Source organism: Actinophytocola sediminis, from assembly GCF_054779715.1.
Window position 1 is genome coordinate 179,356 of sequence record NZ_BAAGXS010000010.1, and the last position, 24,749, is coordinate 204,104.

Here is a 24,749-nt window from a genome sequence, read left to right on the forward strand (position 1 = left end):
CTCGCTAGGGAACGTAGTCCTTGAACGCCACGCTAATCCGGTGTTGGGACGATGGCCAGCTCGGCACGGTGACCACCTCGGGGACCCGCCCGCCGCGGTGGGCCATGGCCAGCCGCACCGGCGCGCGGGCCGCCGGGTCCGCGGGCACCCACACGTCGGCCGCGGCCAGGAAGGTCAGGTTGTCGAAGGGGAACAGCTGGTGCTTGTCCAGGCCGGTGGCCTGGTCGGGGTCGGCGTAGCCGGTGGCGGTCCGGTCGCCGACGTCGGTGAGGAACAGCGCGTTCACCTCGCCGGTGTTGCCGCCGACACCGCCGGGACTCGTCCTGGGCGCGACGCCGGGGGTGAGCACGTTCAGCGGCGGGGTGTCGTCGCCCAGCCGGTCCACGGTCAGCACGTCGCTCACCGGCTGGTCGCCCCACAGCTCCCGGCCGCGGACGATGGTCAGGTTGACGTGCCGGGGATCCTGCTTGGTGTAGGCCTCCAGTCCCTCGCCCGGCCGGCCGGTGTTCAGCCGCAGGAAGTAGTCGTCGCGGAGGAACCGCTGCTGGTAGAAGTGGTGCACCGAGCCGTCCTCGCGGGTGACCGCGAACTCGTGGGTCTGCCGGCCGTTCACCCGCAGCGGGCCGAACTCGCCGGTCTGGTCGATCGGGTAGCTGGCCGCCGGGTGCGCGCCACGCCGCTGCCCGGTCGCGGCGTCGACGGGCCACACGTCGAGCCTGGTCCCGGCGTAGCCGACGTTCTGCGGGAACAGCACGACCCGGCCGGCGACCTCGACCCGGCCCGGCGGCTCCGGCACGACCTCGGTGGTCGCCGGCGCCCGGCCGAACCAGAAGCGGTGGATCTCGGCGAAGGTCCTCGGCGAGCTCACGGTCTCGGTGTGCGCGAGGTCGCGGTGGTAGACGTTGCGCGCGCCGCCGATGGACCCGACGACGCCGAGCACCGGGTCCGGCGGCGACTGCCACTCGCCCCACACCGCCAGTGTCGGCACGCCGCCGGGCTGGCTGTCCAGGCTACGGCCGTCGAGGTTGACGTACTTGGCGACCTCGGCGGCGTTGGCCGGGTCGGCGAGCCAGGCGTGGCTGACGGCGGTGCCCCGGGAGTGCGCGGCCAGCAGCACCCGCTCGGCGCCGGTGCGGGCGAGCACCGTGTCGATGAACGGACCGAGGCCGGCCACGGCCGCGGTGTTGTCCGGCACGCTGGAGTCGTACTCGTAGGCGTACAGCAGGTGCTGGGGGTACCCGTTGCCGGCGAAGCGCTGGAACTGGGTCGCGAACTGGGCCACCGAACCGGAGTTGCCGTGGACGAACACGATCGGCAGCGGGTGCTCCGCGCGCGCCGCCGCCCCCGGGACGAGGGCGGCGGCGGCGAGCAGGACGGTGACGGCGTAACGAATCCGGGTACGCACGGCTCTCCCAACGTCGACGGCGGGATGAGCCGGACGGTACACATCGGGAATGTGTTTCACCAGACGTGTTTCGCCAGCGGGGATCAGAGCGGGATGTAGACCCCGAAGTCGCGGTCGGCGGTGCGGAAGTCCTGGAAGCCGATCCGGGCGCCGGCGACCCGGGTGACCGTGCCCTTGGCGATCACGCCACCGCCCGACGCCGGGCCGTAGACCGGGCCGCCGCTGTCGCCCGGGCGGGCGGCCTGCTGGCCGTTCTGCTGCTCACCCTCGACCAGGTCCTCCCGGTCGGCGTAGAAGAACAGCACCTTGATGTTGCACACCGGGTTGCCGGTCTCCCGGGCACTGGTCACGCCGGACTGGCACAGGATCTCGCCGGTGTAGACATCGCCCCAGCCGCGCACGATCTCGGTGCTGTTGCTGTCCCCGCCGCCGACGTACTGCTGGTTCACCACGTTGCCGGTCGGGATCAGCATGATGTCGTGGTCACTGTGCTTGGCGCCCGCGTTGCCGATGAACTCCCCCGTCGGGTCGGTCACCCGCACGCCGGGGTTGCCGCAGTGGCCCGCGGTCAGCAGGAACCGCTGGTTCGCGCCGTTGCGCACGGAGAAGCCCGACGTGCAGGCGGCGTTGCCGAGCACGATGGTCGCGCCGCCCTTCCACGGCGGGGCGTCGTTCTGCCGCGACACCGGGACCAGCGGCTCCTCCACCACGGTGCGCACCGGCACGTCCGCCACCGAGGCCAGCGAGCGGGTCGCCGCCGCCGAGGTGGTGCCCAGCACCAGGCCACTGCCGTCGGCGGGGAGCTTGATCGCGTGGACCGCCGGGCCGCGGACGGCCTCGATCCGTCTGGCCGCCGCGCGCAGCTCGGCGTTGGAGAACCGTGCCGGCTCGATCTCCACCGTGGCCTCGGCGCCCGCCCGCTCGACCGCGGCGGTGACGCCCGCGGGGACCGCGCCCTTCCACCAGAGGTCGACGTGGTCGTCCTCGAGCACGATGCCCGCGAAGCCGGCGTCGTGGCCGGCGCGCACCTGCGCGGAGACGATGTCCGCGGCCCGGATGAGTGGCTGTTGGGCCACCATCGGGTCCACGCTCGGGCGCACACTGTCCACTTCGGCCGCCGCGGTGGGCACGACCAGCATGCTGGCGGTGCCCACCGCGGTGGCCATCATCGCGATTCCCCGGCGTACTGCCCTCATGACACGACCTCTCCGTGTTCATCTGACTACGGACCGCACGCCAGTCTATGGTCCAGACCAGCTATTGGTCCAGACCTCCGTTGATGACGAACTGCGACCCCGGTTGGACGACGATGTCGCCGTCGGCCGAGTTGGTGATGGTCACGTTCGTCAGCGTCGCGCTGCCGCGCGCGCCGCTCATGGCGAGCACCCCGGCACCGTTGTTGGAGTCGTCGATCCGCACGTTCGAGATCGCCACGTCCGGGATGACGCCGCCACCGGTCTTGAACTGGATGCCGTCGTAGGTCGAGTCGTAGATCTCGGTGTCGCGTACCGTCACGCCGGGAATGTCCCTGCCCTGCGCGAAGAACGTGATCGCCCCGAACTCCTGTTGCTCGCCCCAGAACACGCCCCCGCACCGGTAGAGCCCGTTGTTGGCGATCAACGTCTGACCCGAGAACGGCAGTGGGTCGTGGTCGGTGGCCAGCATGATGCCGGGGTAGTTCATCGTGTCCGCGATCAGGTTGTTCTCGATCTTGTTGCCGTAGCCGCCGTAGATCGCGATTCCGTTGGCCCGCCACGGCAGTTGGATGGTGTTGTTGACGAACTCGTTGTCGTGTCCGATGTCGACGTTCGGGTCCTTGACATACCGGTTGGCCCACACCGCGAGCGAGTCGTCGCCGGTGGTGCGGAACGAGGAGTTGAACACCCGCGAGTTCCTGGTGCCGTTGCTGAAGTTGATGCCGTCGGCGTAGGTGTTGCGGATGCGCATGCCGGTGAACTCCAGGCCGTCGGCCGGACCCCACAGCGCCGGGATGTTGTCGTAGTCCCGGCCGACCCACACCCCGACGTTCGCGTGCTCGAGCCACACGTTGCTGATCTTCGTGCCGGTGCCGAACCGGCCGTTGAGGCCGACCCCGCCCTCGGCTCCCCCGCCGCCGCGGATCCGGCCGGAGCCGAAGATCGCGATGTCGGAGATCTGGGTGTTCCGGTCGATGTCGAAGCCGAAGTTGCCCTCGTGCGGGTGGTTGATGCCGCCCGCGTCCTGCGGCTGGGTCAGCGTGTACAGCTGCGAGTGCCACATCCCGGCGCCGCGGATGGTGACGTCGCTGATCCCGATCTGGTTGTACTGCCCGTTGTTGTCCGGGTCGTCGGTCAGGATCTTCTGCTCCTGGCGCCACTGCCCGGCCGGGATCCAGACACAGGAGATCACGCCGTTCTGGTCGTCGGTCACCGCCCGCTGGAGCGCGGCGGTGTCGTCCCCGCCGTCGTTCGGCACCGCGCCGTACTCGGTGATGGACGTGCAGTCGGCCGGTTTGGACAGTGCGGGTGCGACCTGTTCGAGGTCGATCAGGTCGATGATCTGGAACGCCGCGTTGTCCCCGGAGTCGCGCTGCAGCCGGAACTTCGTGCCGGCCGGGTAGGACCGGGACAGCAGCGCGTGCGACTCGTCGAACAGCCGGCGCGCGTCGGCCTGCGGGGTGTTCGTCAGCCCTTCCGGGTCGTCGGTGGTGCCGTACAGCCAGCTGTGCCGCGACGAGAGCGTCAGCTTCCGGTCGAAGGTGCCGTTGATGTACAGGCTGATCGTGTGCTCGGCACCGCCGCCGCCGGCCGCGTCGGGCACCGAGTTGCGCACCACGATGGAGTTCGACTCGTTGGCGGAGGTGAACTCCACGAACTGACCGGTGGTGGTCAGCCGGACCGACTGCCGGCCGGAGGACTCGGTGGCGAAGTTGGTGTGCCCGAAGGTGCGCAGCGGGTCGGCGGTCAACAGCGTGCCGTTGTGCTGTGCGGCCTCGGCCTCGTACTCGACGTACGGGACCGCCGCCCCCCGCCCGACCACGATCGACCGCGACGCCACGTTGTTGCTCTCGTTGGTCTCGGCGACCGTGTTGGTCGCGTCGGCCCGCGCGGTGATCGTGGCGCCGCCGGTGGTCGCCGTCCAGGTGCCGTCGACCGCGACGCTCGTGGTGGCGCCGGCCGCGATCGCCGGGGTGGCCGTGTCGAACGTGGAGGTGCCGACGACCAGCCTGGTCACCGACGCGGCCGCCGCCGAGGTGCCCCGGTTGTCCACCGCGACGACGAACGAGACCCGGGCGCCGACCGCCGGGTTGGCCGGGGTGGAGGTGACGCCGGTGACCCGCAGGTCCGGCCCGGCCGCCTGGCTGACCACCAGCGGGGTTGGCGCGGTGAAGGCGTTGTTGGCGTCGTCCTGTTCCGCAACCGTGTTCGACGGGTCCACTGTGGACGATACGGCGTAGCTGCCCTCCGCGAGCGTGCCCGCGTCGACCGACACCGTCGCCGACGCGCCGGCGGCCAGCGGGGCCACCGGCGCGTTGCCGGCGAGCGAGCCGCCGAGGCCGAAGTTGACCGTGGTGGCCGGCGCGGGCGCGCTGCCCACGTTGCGCACGGTGGCCGACAACGAGATCTGGCTGGCCTCGTCGGGCGCGGTCGGCGTCCAGGACATCGCGGTGACGGTCAGGTCGGGGTTGGGCGCCGGGGTGCCGAGGACCTGGAACTCGGCCACCTGCCCGCCGGGGGCGCCGGAGTTGGCGAAGAACCGCAACGCCACGTCGGCGACCCGGCCGTTGACCGGCAGGGTCACCGCGTTCTGGTTGGTGGCCGGGTTGAACACGTGGTCGGCCCGGCCGGACAGCGCGGTGAACTCCGTTGCCCCCTGCTCGCGGCCGAGCACCTCGAAGTTCTGCGTGCGCTGGCCCCAGATCGGGTCCGGGTTGAGCTTGACCACGACCGAGGTGACGTCGGCGTTGGCGCCCAGCTTCACGGTGAGCGTCGAGGGATAGCCGGCGGCGGACTCCCAGTAGGAGGCCAGGTCACTGTCGTTGGCGTTGCGGGCGACGAAGTCGTGCACGGTCGAGGAGGCCTCGATCGGCTTGCCGGTGGCCAGGTTCGCCGCCTCCTGGCCGCTGCCGACCCTGGTCACCCGGTTGCTGTCGGCCGACTCGTTGCCGGCGGCGTCGCGGGCGCGCACGAAGTACTCGACGGTCGCGGCCGCCGGCTGGGTCTCGGCGTGGCTGGTCACCGTGCCCGGCACGGTGGTCACCAGCGCGTTGTTCCGGTACACGGCATAGGCGCTGACCCCGACGTCGTCGGTGGCCGCGGTCCAACTCAGCCGGATCTGCCCGGCCGGCTCGGTGTAGGTCAGGCCGGCGGGCGCGCTGGGCGGGCGCGAGTCACCGGAGTCCGGGCCGTGCACCTCGAACTCGGCGACCTGCGCGGCCGGCCAGCCGGTGTTGGCGGTGACCGTCAGTCGCAGGTAGCGGGCGGTGGTCGCGGTGAACGGGATCGCGACGGTGTTGGCCGCGCCGGGGGTGAACTGGTGGCCGGTACTGGCGGCCACGGTGGTGAACGCGGTGCCGGTCGTGCTCGCCTGCACGGTCATGGTCTGGGTGCGCGCGCCCCACGAGGCCGGCAGCCTCAGCACGACCCGGTTCACGCGCACCGCGCTGCCGAGGTCGGCCTGGATCCACTGGGGGAAGGCGTTGTTGGCGCTCTCCCAGTAGGTGTTCTGGTCGCCGTCGCCGGCGTTGCCGACGGGGTACTCGGGCAGCGCGCTGCTGGCCGAGAGGGTCGAGTCCACGACCACGCGCGCCGGGGGCGGCTGGTCGGGGGCGGTCGGGGGCGGTCCGCCGGCCGCGACCGCGGCGCTCGGCAGGAGTCCTGGGACGAGCAGAGCGGCCGTGAGTAGGCCGGTGATCAGCCGCCACCGGGGCTGCTTCCGTTCCATGGTGTCCTCTGTTCATTTGTGACGAGCAGGCAGGGGAAGGACACCGGCCCGAAGTTGCGAATCGTCACCATGCAATTTGCGTTGATCCGTCGACTTCTTGCGAACCGGGATCACAAAGGTTGCATATCGACGCCTGGTTCGTCAACGGTTAGGGTGACCGCGCCACCCGGCCTCGAGAAACGCGAGCAAAGCCATGCGTGACCAGGGAATCGGATCGTGGACCGCACGACGGGCAAGGATGGCGCCGGAGCAGGTGGCCGTCCGCGACGATGGCCGGGAGTCGAACTACCGGGAGTTACACGAGCGCAGTACCCGGTTCGCGCACGCGCTGTCCGGGCTCGGCCTCGGCAGCGGCGACCGGGTGGCCTACCTCGGGCCCAACCACGGCACGTTCCTGGAGGCGCTGTTCGGCACGGCCAAGCTGGGCGCCATCTTCGTGCCGCTCAACGCCCGGCTCACGCCGACCGAACTGGCCTACATCCTCGGTGACAGCGGCACCTCGGTGCTGGTGCACGCGCCGTCGCACGACCGGCACGCCGCAGAGCTGAGCACGCTGATCGACCTCCCGCACGTGCTCGACCTGGACACCTACGCGCGCCTGGTGGACACCGCGCCCAGCACGCCGGTCGACGAGCCGGTCGACCGGGACGACATCGCCATGATCATGTACACCTCGGGCACCACCGGGCACCCGAAGGGCGCGGCGCTCTCGCACGCGAACATCCACTGGAACAGCTTCAACGTGCTGATCGACGTCGACCTCGCCGGCGACGAGGTGACCCTGGTGAACGCCCCGATGTTCCACGTCGCCGCGCTGAACCAGACCGTGCTGCCCACCCTGCTCAAGGGCGGCACCGTGGTGCTGATGGCCGCGTTCGACCCGGCGGCGACCCTGCGGCTGGTGGCCGAGCACCGGGTGACCTACCTGTTCGGCGTGCCGGCGATGTTCCAGGCCATCGCCGACAGCGACGGCTGGGCCAGTGCCGACCTGTCGTCGGTGCGCACGCTGATCTGCGGCGGCTCCCCCGTCCCGCAGCACGTGATCAGCACCTACCAGCGGCGCGGCCTGACCTTCCTGCAGGGCTACGGGCTGACCGAGTCGGCGCCGAGCGGGTTGTTCCTGCGTGCCAGGGAAAGCCGGGACAAGGCGGGCTCGGCCGGCACCCCGTGCTTCTTCACCGACGTCCGGCTGGTCGACCAGGCGGGCGAGCCGGTCGCCGCCGGCGAGCCGGGCGAGGTGGTGCTGCACGGCCCGAACGTGATGTCCGGCTACTGGAACCGGCCGGACGAGACCGCCGGCGTGCTGTCGGCCGACGGCTGGCTGCGCACCGGGGACGTCGCGGTGTCCGATGAGGACGGTTACCTCTACATCCGGGACCGGATCAAGGACGTGATCATCTCCGGCGGGGAGAACATCTACCCGGCCGAGGTCGAGGACGCGCTGCTGGCCCACCCCGCGGTCGCCGAGTGCGCGGTCATCGGTGTCCCCGACCAGAAGTGGGGCGAGGTCGGCCGGGCGGTGGTCGTGCCGCGCGCCGGCTTCTCCCCCGAGCCGGCCGAGCTGCTCGACCACCTCGCCGGGCGGATCGCGCGGTACAAGATCCCGAAGTCGGTCACGTTCACCGACACGTTGCCCCGCACCGCGTCCGGCAAGGTGCAGAAGGCCAAGGTGCGCGCCACGTTCGCGGAGTACTGAGCCGCAACTCAGGACCGGGGGAAGGGCACGGTCAGCTCGCTGCCGGCCGGGTAGCCGATGGTGGCCGCGAGGTCGTCGGGCAGTGCCTCCCGGTTGACGCCGACCTGCAGCAGGATGTCGCGGATCTGGTCGGCCGGGGTGTGCGGCAGCAGGTCGTGCACGCCGGCGCGCAGCCGCTGGTACCGGCGCACCACCTGCCCCATGTCCACCGCCCGCCCGGTGCGCAGCGCGGTCCAGGACTCCTGGTAGGCGCGCGCCCTGGTGGTCAGCTGGACTAGGTCGAGCAGGCTGGTGCCCGGCTTCTCCCGCTGGATGTCGACGTACTCGCTGCCGTCCAGCGGCGGGTGCGGCCAGGCCCGGTGGTAGTCCGCGCCGCCGGCGGTGCGGTAGGCCCAGACGAACACCGCCCGTTCGCCGTTGGGCCGCATGGTGATCGCCGACTCCGGCAGGTGGTAGGCGGTGGCGAGCGCGGCGACGATGACCTTCGACGCGGACAGCACCCGCACCGCCCACCCGCCGTCGGCGGGCACCAACTGCCCGCACCAACCCTGCGGGGTCACCAGCGCGGTCAGCCGGGAGCCGGGCAGCGGGCCGTCCGCGCTCGCGATCTCCCGCTGCCAGACCGCCTCGATCTCCGCACACTCCGCGCGATAGGCGTCCACCGGACCATTATGGCCGACGGTTCGGCTCAGACGAGCGTCTGGCCGTCCTCGTCGTCATCGTCGGTGAGCTTCCACTTGAGCTGGAACTCGATCTCCTCCTCGTCGTCGCCGCGCTCGTGCTCGATGGAGAACTGCGCGCCGACCGGGACCCGGAAGCGCTCACCCGCGATCTGGATCCGGAAGGACGACTCGGATTCCAGCGCGTCGGCGAGCCTGCGCAGCTTCGCGACGACGTCGGCGGTGGAGTAGATGCGTTCGATGTCTCTCGGTTCCTTGGCCACGCGCACATTCAACCCTGGATGTTTCCGCTTACGGACAGGACCCCCGGCTCCGCAGTATGGGACGCGCACCGAACCGGAGGAGTGAACCCACCATGACCAACACCATTACCAACACCATGACCAACCTGTACCCGCCGCGGGTGCGGCGGAGCACGGTGTCCGCGCTGGCGGTGGTCGTCGGCATGCTGGTCGCGGTCGCCGGGCTGTTCGTCGTGCTGTTCGTCCTCGAGCGCGCGGCGATCGGCCGGCTGGACGCCGAGATCGCGGGCACCGAGCGGGAACTGGCCACCGAGCGGGCCGAGCTGACCGAGCTGGAGTCCACTGTGGACGACCTGGACGCGGAGCGGACGGAGCTGGACGGCGTCGTGACCGAGCTCCAGACCTGTGCCGACTCGGCGAGGACCACCATCGACGCGGGCACCCGCGCCGACGAGGCGGCCTTCGACGCCGCCTTCGACCAACTGCTCGTGGACTGTGAGGCCTGAGGCCATGACCCCCTACACCGGACCACGTCCGCCCATGCCACCCCCGATGCCACCGCCCATGCCACCGCCGATGCCCATGGCCTACGGCCCGTTGCCGCCGACACCCCGGCTGGCCGCCAGACGCACCGCGACCGTGCTGTGGGTGGCCGTGGTGGCGCTGATGGCCACCGCCGGGGTGTTCGTCGCCCTCTACATCGCGGCCAGCGGGGACCGGGACACCGCCGCCGGCACGCTCGACGACCGGCGCACCGAGCTCGCCAGGGTGACCGACCGCGGCGCCGAGGTCGAGCAGGCGCGGGTCGACACCTCGGCCAGGATCGCCGAGCTGGAGAGCACCCGCACCGAGTTGTCCGAATGCGTCGACGCGGTCCGCCACTTCCTGTGGGCCAACCTGACCCCCGCAGAGCAGAACACCGCGCTCGACCAGATGTTCGCCCTGTGCAAGTAGATTCGCCACAGCCCGTAGGCTGAGCCGACGCTACTGGGGAGGCCTCGATGAGTGATGCGGTGTCGACCGACGACGTCGCGGCGGAGTTGTTCGGGCCCTACCGGATCGAGGAGTTACTCGGGCGCGGTGGCATGGGCGAGGTCCACCGCGCCTACGACACCGTGCACCGACGCTATGTGGCGCTCAAACGCCTGCCCGGCGTGGCGGGCGAGGAGTTCCGGGCGAGGTTCCGGCGGGAGGCCAGGATCGCCGCCGACCTGAACTCACCACACATCGTGCCGATCAACGCCCACGGCGAGATCGACGGTCAGCTCTACCTCGACATGCGACTGGTCGACGGCCCCGACCTGAAACGCCTGCTGGCCAACGGGCCGCTGGATCCGGTACGCGCCAACGAGATCCTCGGCCAGGTGGCCGGCGCGCTGGACGCGGCACACGCGAAGAACGTGCTGCACCGCGACATCAAGCCGGCCAACATCCTGCTCGACGCGGACGGCACCGCCTATCTGGCCGACTTCGGCATCGCCAGGTCGATCGCGCCGGAGGTCACCAAGCTGACCCAGACCGGCGAGCAGATCGGCACCCTGGACTACATGGCGCCCGAGCGCCTGATGCGCGACGACGTGGACGCCGCCTCCGACGTGTACTCCCTGGCGTGCGTGCTGTTCCAGTGCCTCACCGGCCGGGTGCCCTTCCCCGCCCCGGACACCGTCGGCAAGCTCGCTGCGCAGCTCAACGATCCGCCCCCGGCGCCGTCGCTGTTCGACCGCCGCATCCCGTCCGCCATGGACCTGGTCGTGCGGACCGGCATGGACAAGGACCCCAGGCGCCGCTACCCCACCGCGGGCGAGCTGATGGCCGCGGCCACCTCGGTCACCGCCGAGGCGCCGACCGCCGCGGTGATCGACCTGCCAAGCGGCGCCGACCCCGGCCAGACCTACTTCGTGCGGCTGCTCGCGACCTTCGGCGGCCGGCAGGCGACCGCCGAACCGCCGACGAGCGTGGTGCACGACCGCTGCCCCTATCCCGGGCTGCAGAGCTTCGGCGCCGCCGAGGCCGAGTGGTTCTTCGGCCGGGAGCAGGCGGTGCGCGACCTGCTCGCCCGGCTGGCCCGCCAGCACGCCGCCGCCGGGCCGCTGCTGGTGGTCGGCGCGTCCGGCGCCGGCAAGTCCTCGCTGCTGCACGCGGGCCTGCTGGCCGCGCACACCAGGCAGGACCCGACCGCGCCCCGGCTGGCGATGACCCCGGGGGAACGCCCGATCGGCACCCTGGCCGCCCGGCTGGCCGCGCTCACCCACACCGACGCGCAGCGACTGGCCTGGCAGCTCTACCAGCGGCCGACCTCGCTCGGCGAGGTGTGCCGCAGCGCGGTCGCCAGCTCGGACGCCCCGCTGGTGATCGCGGTCGACCAGTTGGAGGAGCTGTTCACCCAGACCGTCGACCCGCACGAGCGGGAGGCGTTCGTGACCGCGCTGGCCAGCGCGGGGCCGGCCAGGGTGGTGCTCGCGGTGCGCGCGGACTTCGTCGAGCACTGCATCACCCTGGCCCCGCTCAAGCCGGCGCTCGCCGCCCCGTACGTGCTGGGGCCGCTCACCGTCGACGAGCTGGCCCAGGTGGTCACCAAGCCGGCCGAGGCCGCCGGGCTGGTGCTCGAGCCCGGCCTGGTCGAGCGGTTGATCACCGACGTCGGCGCGGGGCGCGACCCCGGCGCGCTGCCCCGACTGGCGCACGCGCTGCGCGAGACCTGGCACAACCGGTCGGGCAACGTGTTGACGCTCAAGGGATACCAGGAGACCGGCGGGGTGGACCGCGCGGTCGCGCTCACCGCGGACGGGGTGTACACGCGGCTCAACGAGTACGACCAGTACGTGCTGCGCGCGGCGATGCTGCGGATGGTCACCCTGCTCGACGGCGGTGCCATCGCGCGCCGGCGGGCCGCGCGCGCCGACATTCCCCCACGGGTGCTGGAAAGTCTGGTCACCGCCCGGCTGGTCACCGTCGACCGGGACAGCGTGACGCTGTCCCACGACGCGCTGCTGACCGCGTGGCCCCGGCTGGGCGAGTGGGTCGCCGAGGACCGGCAGGGCCTGCTGATCCGCCAGCAGCTGGACGAGGCGTCGACCGGCTGGCGGGCCGGCGGCCAGGACCGGGCCGACCTGTACCGGGGCGCCCGGCTGGCCGCCGCGCTGGACTGGGCGGCCAACCGCGCGGACCTGACCAAGGACGAGTGGTCGTTCCTCCAGGCCAGCGACCGCGACCGCAGGCGGCGCACGCGCCGGCTGCGCGGGCTGGTCGCCGGGCTCACCACGCTGCTGGTGCTCGCGCTGGTCGCCGGGTTCGTCGCGGTGGTCGCGTACAGCGACGCCGAGCGGGAGCGCAATGTCGCGCTGTCACGTCAGTTCGCCGCGCAGTCGCTGGCCGAGGGCGAGATCGACCCGGTGTCGGCGATGCGCAACGCGGTCCGGGGCTGGCGGGCGAGCCACACCCCGGAGGCCCGCGGCGCGCTGCTGTCCGCGCGGATGCTCAGCTACCCGGCCGCCGTCCAGACCGGGATCGACAACGTGCGGGCCGCGGACATCAACCCGGACAGCACGTTGATCGCGGTCGGCAACGGCGACGGCGAGATCGTGTTGTGGGACATCGAAGCCGGCAGGGCACGCGACGTCGAGATCGCCAACACCGGCGCGGTCGCCGCGGTGAAGTTCTCCCCGGACGGCTCCCTGCTCGCGACGTCCAGTTTGGACTCCGAGAACGACAAGTCCGGTGTGTACATCTGGGACGTCCACAGTGGACGCCAGGTGAGCAGGCTGATGGCCGACTACCCCGGGATCGGCGCGGTGGCCTGGCGGCCGGACGGCAAGGCCATCGCGGCGGTGACCGTGCGCGCCGACGGCAGCGCCTGGGTCCCCGAGTGGGACCCGCGCACCGGCGGGGTGCTCCGGTGGGTCGCCAGCCAGGCGCAGGCCACCTTCACCCTGGCCTACGGGGTCGACGGCGACCGGCTCGCGATCGGCCGGGCCGACGGCGGGGTCGAGCTGTGGGAGCCGGCGACCGCGAAGCTGATCAGCAGCAACACCGACCACCGGGACAACTCCGTGGACCCGGAGTCCGCCCCGGTGCTGGTGGCCATGTCCAAGGACCTGCTGGCCACCGGCGGCGTGACGGACAACATGATCCGCTTCTGGAACCCGCGCGACGGCCGGGCGGTACGGCAGATGCCCGACGTCACCCGGCACGCGAGCGACCCCGGTCAGGGCCCGTCGGCGATGACGTTCTCCATGGACGGCTCGGTGTTGTACACCAACAGCGACGCGAACACGATCAGCCTGTGGAACCCGATCAGCGGCGCCTACATGGGCGGGCTGCCACAGGGGCCGCGCACCGGCACGTCGGGCGGCAGCACGGTGCTGGCGGTCGCGGTGTCCGGCGACGGGCGGACCAGGATGGCGGCCAACAGCGACGGCACCATCCTGCGGTGGCTGACCAACGAGGGCTGGCACATCGAGCCGGAGGGCTCGATCACCGGACTGGCGTTCCATCCGGACGGTCAGCGGCTCACCGCCGGGGAGGCCGACGGCGGGCTGTTCTCCTGGGATCTGACCACCAGTGAGCAGGCCATCCAGCCCGGCCGGGTCGACAGCGGGGTCTTCGGGGTGGCCTACACCAAGGACGGCACCAGGATCATCGCGTCCAACAACGCGACCTTCGTCGTCAACCCGCCTCGGCGGGTCAGCGTGGCGCCGCGCTCGATCGCCCTGGCGGGCAGGGTGTTCCGCGGTGCGCTGGCGGTGTCCCCCGACGGCCGCTGGCTGGCCGCCGGGCACGAGGCGGTCGCCGACGACACCCCGGCCGGCGAGGACCACCGGATCACCGTCTGGGACATCGAGACGCTCACCCAACAGGCCGAGCTCAAGCTCGACGAGCAGTGGCCGGTCGAGCTGCTCTTCTCCCCCGACGGCGACACCCTGCGGGCGCTGACCAACACCCCGCTCGCGCCGAGTGCCGGCGCCGGCCCGACCGGCGGCGTGGCCGCCACGAACATGGTCACCTGGCGGGTGCCGTCGTTCAGCGGTGACCAGCGGCGGCCGATCAGCGAGGACACGCTCAACGCGATGGTGTTCACCCAGGACGGCGACACGCTGATCGTCGCGGGCACCCCCGGCGACCTCCAACTGCGCGACGCCACGACCGGCGAGCACCGGGAGTCCTTCGGCCAGCATCCCTCCGGGGTCCGCGCGCTCGCGATCTCCCCGGACGGCACCACGTTGGCCTCGGTGACCACTGAGGACTCACTGGTGCGGCTGTGGGACATCGAGAAGCGGGAACTGATCGCCGTGCTGCACGGCCACGGCGCGGCGATCAACCGGATCGAGTTCTCCCCGGACGGCACGCGGCTGGCGACCGGTGGCACGGACACCGATGTCGGCGTCTGGCTGGTCGATCCGGAGGAGGCGGCCGACCAGATCTGCGCCGATCTGCGCGACGCCGACGTGCCGGATCTCGACGCGGTCTGCTGAGGAAACTTCCACCTGTGCCAGCGTTCCCGGCGATCTACCGTGCTGAATCATGACGACGACAACGAATTCCCGGCCGAGACTGGGCGCCGGCATGATCGCGCTGCTGGTGCTCGTCACGGTGGCCAACGTGGCGGCGCTCGCGCTGATCATCATGTCGGTGGTGGACGAGACGAGCCATGGTGCCTCGCTCGATGGCGGCGACCTGTTCTTCGTGGTGACCTCGATGACCCTGGGGGTGGCGGCCCTGGTCGGCATCGGCGGCGCGTGGCTGCGCCGGTCGTGGGGTCCCCCGCTGTACCTGGGAGTGCAGCTGTTCAGCTTCGTGATCGTGCTGCTCACCGGATCGATCATGCCGTGGTCGATCGTGCCGGTGCTGCTGGCCGTGCTGCTGTTCCGGCTCGCCGAGCGTGCCCGGTGAGTACGCTGATGGCCGGCACGGCGTTGAGGAGCGGCATGTTGCAGGTCATGGTGCGTGGGGGCGACCTGCACCCGGTCCGGCTGCACTCCGGTGAGCGCCTGGTCTTCGGCCGCGACCCGCACGGCGCGTACACCTCCGGTCATGGCCGGGTCGCGGTCCGGTTGCCCAACTGCGCACGCCACGTCTCCGGGGTGCTGGCCGAGTTGGTGGTCGGCGAGGAGGCGGTCACGCTGCGCTGGCTTGGCGGCAACGAGGGCCGGCTCTCGAGTCTGCTGGACGCGCCTGGGGGCGCGCGCCGGGTGACGTTGGTCCGGGAGATGTCCGCGTTGTTGGACCACGGCAAGAACGAGCTGGTGGTGTTGGCCGGCAAGCAGGTCGGCATGGACCTGTTCACCGACCTGTTGCTGACCTTCACCATCTCGACGGCCGACGGCACCGACGGCACGATCCTCGCGGCCAGGGGCCGGGACACCGACCTCAAACCGCATCTGCGCAAGGGGCAGCTGACCCGGCTGTCCAAGGAGTGGTACGTGGCGCTGGCGCTGGCCGAGCCGTGGCTGATCGGCGACGACGACTCCCCGTTCCCGCCGACCAACCGGCGCATCTACGAGCGGGTGCTGGAATGGCGCGGCGGCCACGCGTGGAACCTCGACCGGCCGCAGCGGGTCGACGACGCGATCCGCGCGGTCTCCCAGATCGCCTTCGGTGAGCTGGCCGACCCGTACGCCGAGGCCCGCAGCGGCCGCATCCAGAACCCGAGGTTCGCCGTCGGCAAGCGCATCGCCGAGTACCGTCTGGTCACCGCCGACGACCTCGCCGAGGTGGAACGCGCCGCCCGCCGCTGACCGGGCGGAATAACTCCCATGCGGATAGTGGTTGTACCGCATACCATTGGTCTGGTCGGCGCTTCCCGGAGCGCCGAAAGATCATTCCCCGCACCGCTGACGGTGCGGTATGCGTCCATCAACCACAGCTCGCCAGATGCACACCTGCGCGGGCCCACGCCGTGATGGGAGGCGGCATCGCGATGAACATCCATGACGACTGGCGGCAGGACGCCGCCTGCCGCGACGAAGATCCCGAACTGTTCTTCCCGATCTCCGAAGCCGGCCCCGGCGCCCGCCAGACCGCCGCGGCCAAGGCCGTGTGCGCCCACTGCCCGGTGCGCACCGCGTGCCTCGAGTACGCAATGGACAATGCCCTCGACGCCGGCATCTTCGGCGGCACAACGGAATCCGAGCGCCGCGAGCTGTCCCGCCGAACCCGCGCCGCATGACACGGGCGGCCGACCCTCGCGGGTCGGCCGCCGTGCTCCGCTACTCCGCGCTCGCCCAGGCCTTTGACAGGGCCACTCGGCCGCCGGTGCGCAGTAGCGATCCCTCGTACAGCCTGCTCGCCAGCAGCACGATCAGCACCACCGTGCCGGCGAGCAAACCCAACGACACCAACGCTTCCCACGGTGCCGCCTCCTCGGCGAACATCCGCAGCGGCATCGCGATCGCCGAGGAGAACGGCACATAGGACAGCACGGTCATCACCGCGGCGTTGTCGGACACGATGTTCACCGCCAGGTACGGGCCCATCACCAGGATCATCACCAGGCCCATGCTCGACCCGAGATCCTCCTGGCGGCTGACCACCGACCCGGCCACCGCCCAGATCGCGGCCAGCAACACGAAACCGAGGCACAGGAACGGCACGAACCAGCCGAGCGCGGGCGCGATCAGGGTCAGCAGCTCCGACTGGCCGCCGATCCGCAACGCGATCGGCGCGGCCACCGCCAGCACCACGACCTGCCCCAGGGTGAGCAGCGCGTGCCCGATGATCTTGCCGGCGAGCAGCGCGCGCACCGGGACCGTGGCGACCAGGATCTCCACGATCCTGGTCTGTTTCTCGGTGACCGTGCTCTGCGCGATCGCCGCGCCGCCCATGCCGAACATCAGGAACACCAACGCGAACACCATGATCACGAGCTGGCGCACGCCCTGGCTGATGGCCGCCGCGTCCAGCAGGTCGACCGGGGGCGCGGTGTTCAGCTGGGCCACCACGCTGTTGGGCACGTCGTTGAGCGCCATCACCCGCACCCCGGTGGTCGACCCGCCCGTGGTGTCCGGCACGACCGCCGCCTTGACCTCCTCGGCACGCACCAGGTCCTCGGCCGCCGCCACGTCGGCCACCTCGCGGACGTCGAGGTCGGCGTCGGCCAGCACCCGCACGGCCTGCGGGCCGACGGCCGCGACCTCGTCCTGGTCGCCGCCGAACACCGACGGCAGGATCGCCGCCGCGAACAGTCCGACGACCAGCACCGCGAGGCCGATCCAGAAGCCCTTCATCCGCAGGAACGTCTGGATCTCCCGCTCGGCGACCAGCCGGGTCGCCGAGCCGAACGAGCTCGCCATCAGATGACCTCCTTGAAGATCTGGTCGAGGGTCGGCACGACCGGGGTGAACGCCCGGACCGGCCCCCGGTCCAGCGCGGCCCGCAGCACCCGCTGCTCGGCGTCTGGTGTGTCCAGCTCGAACACCGCGCGCGGGCCGTCGAGGTCGACCAGCCGCAGCCCCGGCTGGTCCCGCAGCCAGCCGGCGTCGCCGTCCACGACCAGCTCGAAGCGGGTGGTGCCGTACTTGGCGCGCAGGTCCTCGCGCGCGCCGGCGGCGGCGATCGCGCCCCGGGAGATGATCACCAGGTCGTCGCACAGCCGCTCGACGACCGCGAGCTGGTGGCTGGAGAACAGCACCGGCACCCCGTCGGCCGCCCGCTCGCGCAGCACGCCGAGCACGGTGTCCACCGCGATCGGGTCCAGGCCGGAGAACGGCTCGTCGAGGATGAGCAGCTCCGGCTCGTGCACCAGCGCCGCGGCGACCTGCACCCGCTGCTGGTTGCCAAGCGAGAGCGCCTCCAGCCGGTCGCCCGCCCGGTCGGTCAGCTCCAGGTCGGCCAGCAGCCGGTCGGTGTTGTCCTTGGCCTTGGCCGTGGTCAGCCCGTGCAGCCGGCCGAGCCAGACGATCTGCTCGGCCACCTTCATCTTCGGGTACAGGCCGCGTTCCTCCGGCATGTAGCCGAACCGCTGGCGCACCTCCTGGGTCACCGGCGCGTCCCGCCAGCGCACCGCGCCACCGTGGGGCGCGAGCACCCCGAGGATGATCCGCATCGTGGTCGTCTTGCCGGACCCGTTCGCACCGAGGAACCCGGTCATCCGCCCCGGCAGCACATCGAAGGACACCTCGTCGAGCACCTGTTTGTCCCCGAACCGCCGGCTCACCGCCGAAACCGTCAACATGCCAACAACCTACGAACCCCGACCCCCCACCACATCCCTCCCCAGACCCACCCCCAGGTCCTCCTCACGGCCCCCGGGCAGCGACCCACCTGACGCAGCGAAGGGTCCCTTCGCTGCGTCAGGTGCAGTGAAGGGACCCTTCGCTGCGTTTCAGCCGGTGCCGGGGGCGACCACGCCGTTCTCGTAGGCGTAGACCACGGCGTGGGTGCGGTCGCGGAGGGCTAGTTTGGTCAGGACGCGGGAGACGTGGGTCTTCACCGTGGTCTCGCCGAGGAACAGTGCGCGCGCGATCTCGGCGTTGCTCGCCCCCCTGGCCAGCTGCACCAACACCTCGAACTCCCGGTCGGTGAGCTGCGGCGGCCTGCTCGCCGGCATCGGCGCGCCCGGCACGGTGAACCGCGCGATGACCCGCCGGGTGACCTCCGGCGAGAGCAGCGCGTCGCCGCGCGCGACGATCCGCACGGAGTCGACCAGGTCCTCCGGCGACGCGTTCTTCAGCAGGAACCCGCTCGCGCCCGCACGCAGCGCCTCGAACAGGTAGTCCTCCCGGTCGAAGGTGGTCAGGATGACGACCTTGGTGTCGGCGCGCGCGCCGAGGATCCGCCGGGTGGCCGCCAGCCCGTCGATCCCGGGCATCTGCACGTCCATCAGCACCACGTCCGGCCGCAACCGGCCGGCCAGCTCGACGGCCGCGAGCCCGTCGCCCGCCTCCCCGACGACCTCGATGTCCGCCTCCGCCCCCAGGATGACCCGGAACCCGGCACGCACCAGATCCTGGTCATCCGCCAGCACGACACGCAGTACCGCCTCCCCGGGATCAAAGGTTTCCGTTGCGTCGGGTTGATGGCTTCCGGTGCTGTGCGTGTCAGTGGCTGGGTTCCGTTCCGTTCCCCTTGGGTGCGGTGGGGAGCCACTTGGCTCATGCGGGCTGTCGCATGCGGTTGATCGAATACGGCTCATGACCCGACCTCCGCGGGTGCGGCGGCCGCGGGGAAGCTGGCGCGGACGCGGTAGCCCGCCCCCTGGCGGGGTCCGGTCTCCAGCTCGCCGCCGTGCACCGCGATCCGCTCCCGCATGCCGAGCAGTCCTAGGCCGGCGCCGCCGCTCACGCCACTGCCGCGACCGTCGTCGGTGATCTCGACCTCGATGGTGGTGTCCAGGTAGCGGACCCGGACCTCGGCCCGGCGCGCCCGCGCGTGCTTGACCACGTTCGTCAACGCCTCCTGCACGATCCGGTACACCGACAGCGCCACTCCGTCCGACACCGGCCGGGGCTGGCCGTAGACACCGTGCTCGACCTCGATCCCGGCCGACCTGGCCGTGGCCACCAGCTCCGGCAGCTGGTCGAGCCCGGCCGGGTGCTCCCGGCTCCGGTCGCCGTCCTGCTCGGCGCGCAGCACGCCGAGCAGCCCGTGTAACTCGCCGATGGCCGTGCGCGCGGTCTGCTCGACCGTGCGCAGCGCGCCGCTGGCCAGTTCGCGGTCGGTGTCGAGCACCCGCCGGGCCGCGCCGGCCTGGACCCCCATCACCGACACGTGGTGGGCGACGACGTCGTGCAGGTCGCGGGCGATGCGCACGCGTTCGGCGACGATCGCGCCCCGGGTGTTCTCCTCCTGGTAGGCGCGCAGCTGCTCGGCCCGCCATGCCAGCTCCGCCTGGCGCCTGGCCGACACCCACGCCAGCTCACCGAAGAAGTAGGCGGCCAGGAAGTAGATCAGGTTGAAGCCGATGTTGTACAGCACGGAGGCCAGCACCGGGTCGAGTGGCCCGGCCGCGCCGGGGAGGTCCTCCGGCGGGCCGGACAGGTACATGACCAGGCCGATCGTGAGCCAGCCGAACATGGCCACGATCACGCCGATGCGCGACCAGCGGGCCACCACGCGGTTGCGCTCCCACGCGCCGCTGTTGTACATGGCGAGGAACAGGGCGACCGAGGGCACGAAGCTGTCGCCGGCCTGCCGGACCTGCATGGTGATGAGCAACGCACCGGTGACCAGCAACACGACCAGCGGATAGCTGCGGCACACGACCAGTGGCGCGGTGATCGCCGCCGTCCACAGCAGCTGCTCGGTCAGCGTCGGCATGCTCTCCCACAACTGCACGCCCATGTTGCTGGCGAGGGTGGTCATCACGAGCCCGCCGACGAGCACGCCGAGCCCGACGAGCACGTCCTGGCGCCGCTGCGCGGCCGTCGGCGGATCCCGTCGCCACTGGCTCCACCGCTCGGTCCCGCTGTCCATAACCAGACAAGATAGCCGGGTCCTTGGCGGGTACCCCCGCATCCGCCACCCGGCAACCGGTAGCGTGGTCGGCGAACGAGCCGAGGTGGGGCTGCCATGTCCGAGCATCCTGGTCACGACGAGGTCAACGGCAGCACGAAGCCGATCCTGGTCCGGCGGATTCCCTACCGGCCGGACCTGCTCGTGGTGACCGTCGCCGGTGAGGTCGATCTGCGTACCGCTCCCGTTCTGGCACAGGCGTTCCAGGCCGGCACGACGTCGGTGACCGTGGTCGACCTGACCAAGGTCACGTTCCTGTCCGCCGCCGGGCTCAGCGTGCTGGTGGAGCAGGCCGAGCGCGCCAGGGCCGAGGAACGCCACGTCGGCCTGGTGGCCCACGACAGCGTGGCCATCCGGGTACTGCGCACCAGCGGGGTCGCCGCGGCCATCCCGACGTTCGAGTCGCTGTCCGACGCCATGCGCGAACTCGGCGCCCGGGCCTCCGACCAGCCCTAACGCCGCGACCGGCGCAGTCGGGCGACGCCGAGACCGCCCGCGCCGAGCAGCACGACCGCGCCGGCGACCACGGCCACCACCAGACCGGTCGAGGATCCCTGGACATACCGCCGCTCGACCACGACCGCGCGGTAGGCCTCATCGCTGGCGGCGCGGGTGAAGGTGATGTCGCCGGTGATGTCCTCCGGGGCGAACCTCGCGTCATAGCGGGTGAGGAAGCGGCGGTCGTCGACCAGTTCGGCCAGCTCCGGGTAGTCGGTCAGCGTCGCCGGATCCACCCAGCCCGCGTAGGTCAGCTCCGCCGGGTCGTCGGCCGGTGCGGGGTTGCTGACGTCCATCCGGTGCTCGGCGAGGACGTAGAGCCGGAACGGCTGGGCGTACTCGGCGGTCGCGGACAGCCGCATCGGGTACACCGGCTCGTCGACGGGGAAGGTGAACCGCATGGACGGCAGGCCGTCGGCGAAGGTCTCGGCGCCGTCGGGGGTCAGCCGCACGGCCAGCACCAGCCAGTCCTGCGCCAGGTACGGCGTCAGCGCGGTCGCGAGGTCGTCGGAGAGCACGAAGTCGTTGCGCGCCAACCAGTCGGCCACCGAGCCGGCGTTCGCGCCGGTCAGCTGGGCGACCTCGAACGGGCCGACGTCGACGTGATCGGTGACGGTCACGCCCTGGTCGCCCGGCGCCCCGGCGCCCGCGCCGTCACCGTCGATGACCACGTCTTCGTACTCGACCCGGGGCGCGCTCAGCTCGTCGAGCTCGGCGAACACCGCGCCGTCGGCCAGCTCGAAGGTCGACCGCGTGGGCACCGGCATGATGAACGCGGCCTCGTCCGCCTCGATCGCGCCGCCGATGTTCAGCGTGACCGACTCCTGCCCGGCGTCGAGCTGGACCAGCGCGGTCTCCTCGACGTCGGTCAGCCGCTCGTCGGTGATGACCGCGCCGCACGCGCAGGCACCCGCCACGCCGGGGCCGAACCCGACCAGCCACAGGACAGGGACCAGCGGCACGAGGAACAGCCGGATCATTCGCATGGCCCCTACGATGTCGCGCACCGGCCATCCGTTCCTGTTCGTCAGTTGTCCACCAGATGGTCCTGTTATTCGTAAGTTGTGACTTTTACGCTTCCTTCATGTGGCGACGCCTGCTGGTCGTACTGTCCCTGCTCGCCATGGCCGCGCCGCTGACGCCAACGGCCTCAGCCACGGAACCAGCCGAGGAACCGGCGGCCTACGGCGCGTTCCGGCTGGTCAAGGCGATCCCGGCGGACACCGGCGAGCCGGAGATCATCCTGCCGGCCGGCTACACCCCGGTCGCCGGCGACACGTTCCAGGTGCCGAGCCGGGCGGAGTTCTACTCGTTCGTCCACGGCCCGAGGAACGCCGGCGTGCGGGTGACCGTGCGCTGGCCGGGAGTGCCGATCGCCGCGGTGGTGTTCGGCAAGTCGCGGCTGCCGCTCACCCCCGAGCCGGACGGCGCGGTGAGCTTCACCGTCCCGGTCACCGCCGCGAACACCAACGCGCTGCAGTCGACGTTGCAGGTGTGGAGTTTCCTGAGCCCGTCACCGGCGGGCGGGCTGCACTGGCGCGTCGAGCACAACGACCCCGACCGGGTGGCCGGCGTCTGGCACACGGTCCCCTGGCCGGGCACCCAGGCCAGGACGTACCTCAACCTGCTGCTGGCCTGTGAGGCGATCCTGCGCGACTCCGGGCTGATCGAGCGGGCCAGGCGGCGCGGGCACTTCTTCTCCCTCATGGGTTTCGAGACCAACAACACGCTGCACGCGGACAATCCGCCGCACTGGCACCTGGCCTACTACCCCGGCGGGGACTACGACGCGCCGCGCGCGCACGTGCCGCACTTCTGGATGGACCGCGCCGGGATCACCTACTACAACGGCATGGACGTCAAGGGCGAGGGCCGGAGCCGGTTCTACGCCGGCGATCCGGCGCCGATCGAGGACGCGCAGGGCAACCTGGTGGTCACCCTCACCATCCGCGCCGACGGTGGGCTGGACATCCAGGCGCCCGGCGGCCCGCGCTACGAGATCACCTCGCCGCAGGGCCGGTTCCCGGAGAAGGTGCACGTGTACCGGGACGGCGAGCCGTGGCGCTGGTTCGGCGGCACCGACGACGTCGACGCCGGCCTGATGACCACCCGGGCCGGCAGCCTGGGATCGCCGGCACACAAGGAAACCACGGTCTACTGGTACGACGAGCTGACCGGCCAGCTGGAGAGCGTGACCACCTCAGCCGAGTGAGACCACCGCCTGGACGGGCAGGTGGTCGGAGGGGAACTGCCCGTCGCGGGCGAAGGTGTTGATGGTGGCCGAACGCACGATCACCGGTCCCCGCGTCAGGATCCAGTCGATCCGCCGGCCGTCCGGGCGCAGCGGGCGGTAGCCGTGCCAGGTCTCGAACACCGGGCCACGCCGGCGCGCGGTGAGCCAGGTGTCGGTCAGGTCGGCGGTGAGGATGTCGTAGGTCACCGAATCCCCCGCCGGGGCGTTGAAGTCGCCGGCCAGCAGCACCGGCATGTCCCGGTCGAAGGCGGCGATCCGCTCGCGGATCAGCCGCGCGCCGCGCACCCTGGCGCTCTCCGACTCGGAGTCGAGGTGGGTGTTCACCACGACGAAGTCGGCCCCGGTGTGCCGGTCGCGGAAGCTGACCAGGGTGGCCATCCGGGGAATGCGGTTTCCCCAGCTCATCGAGCCGACCACGTCCGGGGTGTCGGACAGCCAGAAATGGTCGTAGGCCAACGGCGCCAGCCGTGCGGTGTCGTAGAAGACCGCCATGAACTCGCCCCGGCTGCCGCCCTCCCGGCCGACGCCGATCCAGTCGTACTGCGCCGGCAGGTCCGCCTCGACGTCCCGTACCTGCTGGTAGAGACCCTCCTGGGTGGCCAGCACGGTCGGCAGCTCGCGGGCGAGCAGCTCGGCCATCACCGGCCGGCGCCGCGCCCACGAGTTCGGCTCGGCGGTCGAGGCGAACCGCAGGTTGAACGACATGACGTGCAGCTGGTTGCCGACCGCGTGGCCGATCTCCTGGTGCTCGACCGACCGCGCCACCGGCGCGGACACCGGCTGTTGGGCCTGGGCCGGTAACGCCAGCGGCAACGCGAGCCCGGCGAGCACGGCGAAGATCATGGCCAGCGGCCCGGACGACCCCCTGTGGACCCGACGCGACATCGTCCCTCCGTCCAAGCCGGACACCTGAATTGTAGGGGCGGATCACCGGCCGATCCTGGGGAACATTCGGGCCGGTGAAAGCCTTGCACTCAACAACGCAGTCGAACCGGCGGAAGGTTGCTCGATGCCAGGAGAAATGAGAGTCCCAGGTCCCGACCACCCGATCAGCATCAAGCCGAACCCGGCGCGGGTCACCGTGCGGGTGGGCGAGCGGGTCGTCGCGGACTCGACGGCGGCGTTGAGCCTGTACGAGTCCACCTATCCCGCGGTGTCCTACGTCCCGCTGGCCGACGTCGACCAGACGCTGCTGCGGCCGACCGACACCCAGACGTTCTGCCCGTACAAGGGCGACGCGTCGTACTACAGCGTCGACCTGCCCGACGGCGAGCTCACCGACGTGATCTGGACCTACCCGCAGCCCTATCCCGCGGTGGCCGAGATCGCCGGGCACGTGGCGTTCTACGCCAGCAAGGTGGAGATCAGCGAGCAGCCGTGACCAGCCGTCCGGGGATCGCGAGCAGGTCCTCGTGGTGGACGGTCGCGCGCAGCTCGCCGGCCTGACAGGCGGCCAGCCGGCGATCCAGGTAGTCGGCGGTCGCGAGGTCGGGCCGCTGTTCGCTCGCGGCCGCCACCCACCCGGTCAGCCACTGCGCGGTCAGCGCGGCCTGGTCGCGCCCGAGCCGCCACGGGCTCGGCCGCCGGTGCACCACCGCGCCCC

Annotated in this window: 21 protein-coding genes and 1 pseudogene; 10 read left to right on the forward strand and 12 right to left on the reverse strand. The window is 71.4% G+C overall.

The genetic code is table 11. The features are described from left to right. Nucleotides 1–4: 4 nt before the first annotated feature. The 3 genes from ACYVIP_RS06780 to ACYVIP_RS06790 all read right to left on the reverse strand — a co-directional run bounded on the left by ACYVIP_RS06780 (nucleotide 5) and on the right by ACYVIP_RS06790 (nucleotide 6,328). A complete protein-coding gene (locus ACYVIP_RS06780) occupies nucleotides 5–1,405 on the reverse strand; it encodes a hypothetical protein (RefSeq protein WP_460393180.1) in 1,401 nt (466 codons plus the stop codon). A gap of 83 nt (nucleotides 1,406–1,488) precedes the next feature. Continuing rightward, the gene (locus ACYVIP_RS06785) at nucleotides 1,489–2,601 is read right to left on the reverse strand and encodes a chymotrypsin family serine protease (RefSeq protein WP_460393182.1); all 1,113 of its coding nucleotides are present in this window, start codon (nucleotides 2,599–2,601) and stop codon (nucleotides 1,489–1,491) included. Between the two features lie 61 nt (nucleotides 2,602–2,662). Then, nucleotides 2,663–6,328, reverse strand: a complete 3,666-nt coding sequence (locus ACYVIP_RS06790; protein ID WP_460393184.1) for a CARDB domain-containing protein — start codon at nucleotides 6,326–6,328, stop codon at nucleotides 2,663–2,665. A 193-nt stretch (nucleotides 6,329–6,521) separates the two neighbouring features. Here ACYVIP_RS06790 and ACYVIP_RS06795 point away from each other — a divergent pair, with 193 nt between their 5' ends. Beyond that, the gene (locus ACYVIP_RS06795; RefSeq protein WP_460393186.1) at nucleotides 6,522–8,024 is read left to right on the forward strand and encodes an acyl-CoA synthetase; all 1,503 of its coding nucleotides are present in this window, start codon (nucleotides 6,522–6,524) and stop codon (nucleotides 8,022–8,024) included. 8 nt (nucleotides 8,025–8,032) lie between these two features. On the opposite strand, the gene ACYVIP_RS06800 is transcribed toward ACYVIP_RS06795, so the two are convergent. Together ACYVIP_RS06800 and ACYVIP_RS06805 are read right to left on the reverse strand one after the other, a co-directional pair. Then, complete coding sequence (locus ACYVIP_RS06800; RefSeq protein ID WP_460393188.1) at nucleotides 8,033–8,686, reverse strand: hypothetical protein; 654 nt, start codon at nucleotides 8,684–8,686, stop codon at nucleotides 8,033–8,035. A 26-nt stretch (nucleotides 8,687–8,712) separates the two neighbouring features. Continuing rightward, complete coding sequence (locus tag ACYVIP_RS06805; RefSeq protein WP_460393190.1) at nucleotides 8,713–8,967, reverse strand: amphi-Trp domain-containing protein; 255 nt, start codon at nucleotides 8,965–8,967, stop codon at nucleotides 8,713–8,715. A gap of 92 nt (nucleotides 8,968–9,059) precedes the next feature. On the opposite strand from ACYVIP_RS06805, the gene ACYVIP_RS06810 reads away from it, so the two are divergent. The 6 genes from ACYVIP_RS06810 (at nucleotide 9,060) to ACYVIP_RS06835 (ending at nucleotide 16,111) form a co-directional block, all read left to right on the forward strand. After that, the gene (locus tag ACYVIP_RS06810) at nucleotides 9,060–9,452 is read left to right on the forward strand and encodes a hypothetical protein (protein ID WP_460393192.1); all 393 of its coding nucleotides are present in this window, start codon (nucleotides 9,060–9,062) and stop codon (nucleotides 9,450–9,452) included. Nucleotides 9,453–9,498: 46 nt separating this feature from the next. After that, nucleotides 9,499–9,900 (forward strand): hypothetical protein, encoded by a 402-nt coding sequence (locus ACYVIP_RS06815; protein WP_460393194.1) that lies wholly within the window; start codon nucleotides 9,499–9,501, stop codon nucleotides 9,898–9,900. Between the two features lie 47 nt (nucleotides 9,901–9,947). Then, nucleotides 9,948–14,417, forward strand: a complete 4,470-nt coding sequence (locus ACYVIP_RS06820; RefSeq protein WP_460393196.1) for an nSTAND1 domain-containing NTPase — start codon at nucleotides 9,948–9,950, stop codon at nucleotides 14,415–14,417. A gap of 49 nt (nucleotides 14,418–14,466) precedes the next feature. Next, nucleotides 14,467–14,835, forward strand: a complete 369-nt coding sequence (locus ACYVIP_RS06825) for a hypothetical protein (protein WP_460393198.1) — start codon at nucleotides 14,467–14,469, stop codon at nucleotides 14,833–14,835. Then, nucleotides 14,832–15,680 (forward strand): hypothetical protein, encoded by an 849-nt coding sequence (locus tag ACYVIP_RS06830; protein WP_460393200.1) that lies wholly within the window; start codon nucleotides 14,832–14,834, stop codon nucleotides 15,678–15,680. Before ACYVIP_RS06825 ends, ACYVIP_RS06830 begins: the two co-directional genes overlap by 4 nt. Before the next feature lie 182 nt (nucleotides 15,681–15,862). After that, nucleotides 15,863–16,111 (forward strand): WhiB family transcriptional regulator, encoded by a 249-nt coding sequence (locus ACYVIP_RS06835; protein WP_460393202.1) that lies wholly within the window; start codon nucleotides 15,863–15,865, stop codon nucleotides 16,109–16,111. Between the two features lie 40 nt (nucleotides 16,112–16,151). On the opposite strand, the gene ACYVIP_RS06840 is transcribed toward ACYVIP_RS06835, so the two are convergent. The 4 genes from ACYVIP_RS06840 to ACYVIP_RS06855 form a co-directional block, all read right to left on the reverse strand. Next, complete coding sequence (locus ACYVIP_RS06840; protein ID WP_460393204.1) at nucleotides 16,152–17,234, reverse strand: ABC transporter permease; 1,083 nt, start codon at nucleotides 17,232–17,234, stop codon at nucleotides 16,152–16,154. Then, a complete protein-coding gene (locus ACYVIP_RS06845) occupies nucleotides 17,234–18,115 on the reverse strand; it encodes an ABC transporter ATP-binding protein (protein ID WP_460393206.1) in 882 nt (293 codons plus the stop codon). Before ACYVIP_RS06845 ends, ACYVIP_RS06840 begins: the two co-directional genes overlap by 1 nt. A 150-nt stretch (nucleotides 18,116–18,265) precedes the next feature. Next, nucleotides 18,266–18,916, reverse strand: coding sequence for a response regulator (locus ACYVIP_RS06850; protein ID WP_460393228.1), 651 nt, complete (start codon nucleotides 18,914–18,916; stop codon nucleotides 18,266–18,268). A 155-nt stretch (nucleotides 18,917–19,071) separates the two neighbouring features. Then, complete coding sequence (locus ACYVIP_RS06855; protein ID WP_460393208.1) at nucleotides 19,072–20,355, reverse strand: sensor histidine kinase; 1,284 nt, start codon at nucleotides 20,353–20,355, stop codon at nucleotides 19,072–19,074. Between the two features lie 96 nt (nucleotides 20,356–20,451). On the opposite strand from ACYVIP_RS06855, the gene ACYVIP_RS06860 reads away from it, so the two are divergent. Next, nucleotides 20,452–20,850 carry an STAS domain-containing protein gene (locus ACYVIP_RS06860; RefSeq protein WP_460393210.1) on the forward strand — a complete coding sequence of 133 codons (399 nt, stop codon included), beginning with the start codon at nucleotides 20,452–20,454 and terminating at the stop codon, nucleotides 20,848–20,850. Here the strand turns inward: ACYVIP_RS06860 and ACYVIP_RS06865 are convergent. Further along, nucleotides 20,847–21,878, reverse strand: a complete 1,032-nt coding sequence (locus ACYVIP_RS06865; RefSeq protein ID WP_460393212.1) for a DUF2330 domain-containing protein — start codon at nucleotides 21,876–21,878, stop codon at nucleotides 20,847–20,849. The genes ACYVIP_RS06860 and ACYVIP_RS06865 overlap by 4 nt on opposite strands. A 98-nt stretch (nucleotides 21,879–21,976) precedes the next feature. On the opposite strand from ACYVIP_RS06865, the gene ACYVIP_RS06870 reads away from it, so the two are divergent. Beyond that, nucleotides 21,977–23,104: a hypothetical protein gene (locus ACYVIP_RS06870; protein ID WP_460393214.1), complete on the forward strand. Its 1,128-nt coding sequence runs from the start codon at nucleotides 21,977–21,979 to the stop codon at nucleotides 23,102–23,104. On the opposite strand, the gene ACYVIP_RS06875 is transcribed toward ACYVIP_RS06870, so the two are convergent. After that, entirely contained in the window at nucleotides 23,093–24,031 is a 939-nt protein-coding gene (locus tag ACYVIP_RS06875; protein WP_460393216.1) for an endonuclease/exonuclease/phosphatase family protein, read from the reverse strand. The genes ACYVIP_RS06870 and ACYVIP_RS06875 overlap by 12 nt on opposite strands. A gap of 136 nt (nucleotides 24,032–24,167) precedes the next feature. Here ACYVIP_RS06875 and ACYVIP_RS06880 point away from each other — a divergent pair, with 136 nt between their 5' ends. Further along, nucleotides 24,168–24,527 (forward strand): DUF427 domain-containing protein, encoded by a 360-nt coding sequence (locus ACYVIP_RS06880; protein WP_460393218.1) that lies wholly within the window; start codon nucleotides 24,168–24,170, stop codon nucleotides 24,525–24,527. On the opposite strand, the pseudogene ACYVIP_RS06885 reads toward ACYVIP_RS06880, so the two are convergent. Beyond that, nucleotides 24,511–24,749: pseudogene (locus ACYVIP_RS06885) on the reverse strand (SAM-dependent methyltransferase); the annotation flags it as partial. The gene ACYVIP_RS06880 and the pseudogene ACYVIP_RS06885 sit on opposite strands and share 17 nt — an antisense overlap.

What these genes read in the sequence shown, in the direction of transcription:
- ACYVIP_RS06845 (WP_460393206.1), bottom strand. Translation starts at nt 18,115, where the DNA reads ATGTTGACGGTTTCGGCGGTGAGCCGGCGGTTCGGGGACAAACAGGTG.
- ACYVIP_RS06810 (WP_460393192.1), top strand. Translation starts at nt 9,060, where the DNA reads ATGACCAACACCATTACCAACACCATGACCAACCTGTACCCGCCGCGG.
- ACYVIP_RS06860 (WP_460393210.1), top strand. Translation starts at nt 20,452, where the DNA reads ATGTCCGAGCATCCTGGTCACGACGAGGTCAACGGCAGCACGAAGCCG.
- ACYVIP_RS06855 (WP_460393208.1), bottom strand. Translation starts at nt 20,355, where the DNA reads ATGGACAGCGGGACCGAGCGGTGGAGCCAGTGGCGACGGGATCCGCCG.
- ACYVIP_RS06875 (WP_460393216.1), bottom strand. Translation starts at nt 24,031, where the DNA reads ATGTCGCGTCGGGTCCACAGGGGGTCGTCCGGGCCGCTGGCCATGATC.
- ACYVIP_RS06795 (WP_460393186.1), top strand. Translation starts at nt 6,522, where the DNA reads ATGCGTGACCAGGGAATCGGATCGTGGACCGCACGACGGGCAAGGATG.
- ACYVIP_RS06865 (WP_460393212.1), bottom strand. Translation starts at nt 21,878, where the DNA reads ATGCGAATGATCCGGCTGTTCCTCGTGCCGCTGGTCCCTGTCCTGTGG.
- ACYVIP_RS06790 (WP_460393184.1), bottom strand. Translation starts at nt 6,328, where the DNA reads ATGGAACGGAAGCAGCCCCGGTGGCGGCTGATCACCGGCCTACTCACG.
- ACYVIP_RS06825 (WP_460393198.1), top strand. Translation starts at nt 14,467, where the DNA reads ATGACGACGACAACGAATTCCCGGCCGAGACTGGGCGCCGGCATGATC.
- ACYVIP_RS06880 (WP_460393218.1), top strand. Translation starts at nt 24,168, where the DNA reads ATGAGAGTCCCAGGTCCCGACCACCCGATCAGCATCAAGCCGAACCCG.
- ACYVIP_RS06785 (WP_460393182.1), bottom strand. Translation starts at nt 2,601, where the DNA reads ATGAGGGCAGTACGCCGGGGAATCGCGATGATGGCCACCGCGGTGGGC.
- ACYVIP_RS06870 (WP_460393214.1), top strand. Translation starts at nt 21,977, where the DNA reads ATGTGGCGACGCCTGCTGGTCGTACTGTCCCTGCTCGCCATGGCCGCG.
- ACYVIP_RS06815 (WP_460393194.1), top strand. Translation starts at nt 9,499, where the DNA reads ATGCCACCGCCCATGCCACCGCCGATGCCCATGGCCTACGGCCCGTTG.
- ACYVIP_RS06840 (WP_460393204.1), bottom strand. Translation starts at nt 17,234, where the DNA reads ATGGCGAGCTCGTTCGGCTCGGCGACCCGGCTGGTCGCCGAGCGGGAG.
- ACYVIP_RS06820 (WP_460393196.1), top strand. Translation starts at nt 9,948, where the DNA reads ATGAGTGATGCGGTGTCGACCGACGACGTCGCGGCGGAGTTGTTCGGG.
- ACYVIP_RS06835 (WP_460393202.1), top strand. Translation starts at nt 15,863, where the DNA reads ATGAACATCCATGACGACTGGCGGCAGGACGCCGCCTGCCGCGACGAA.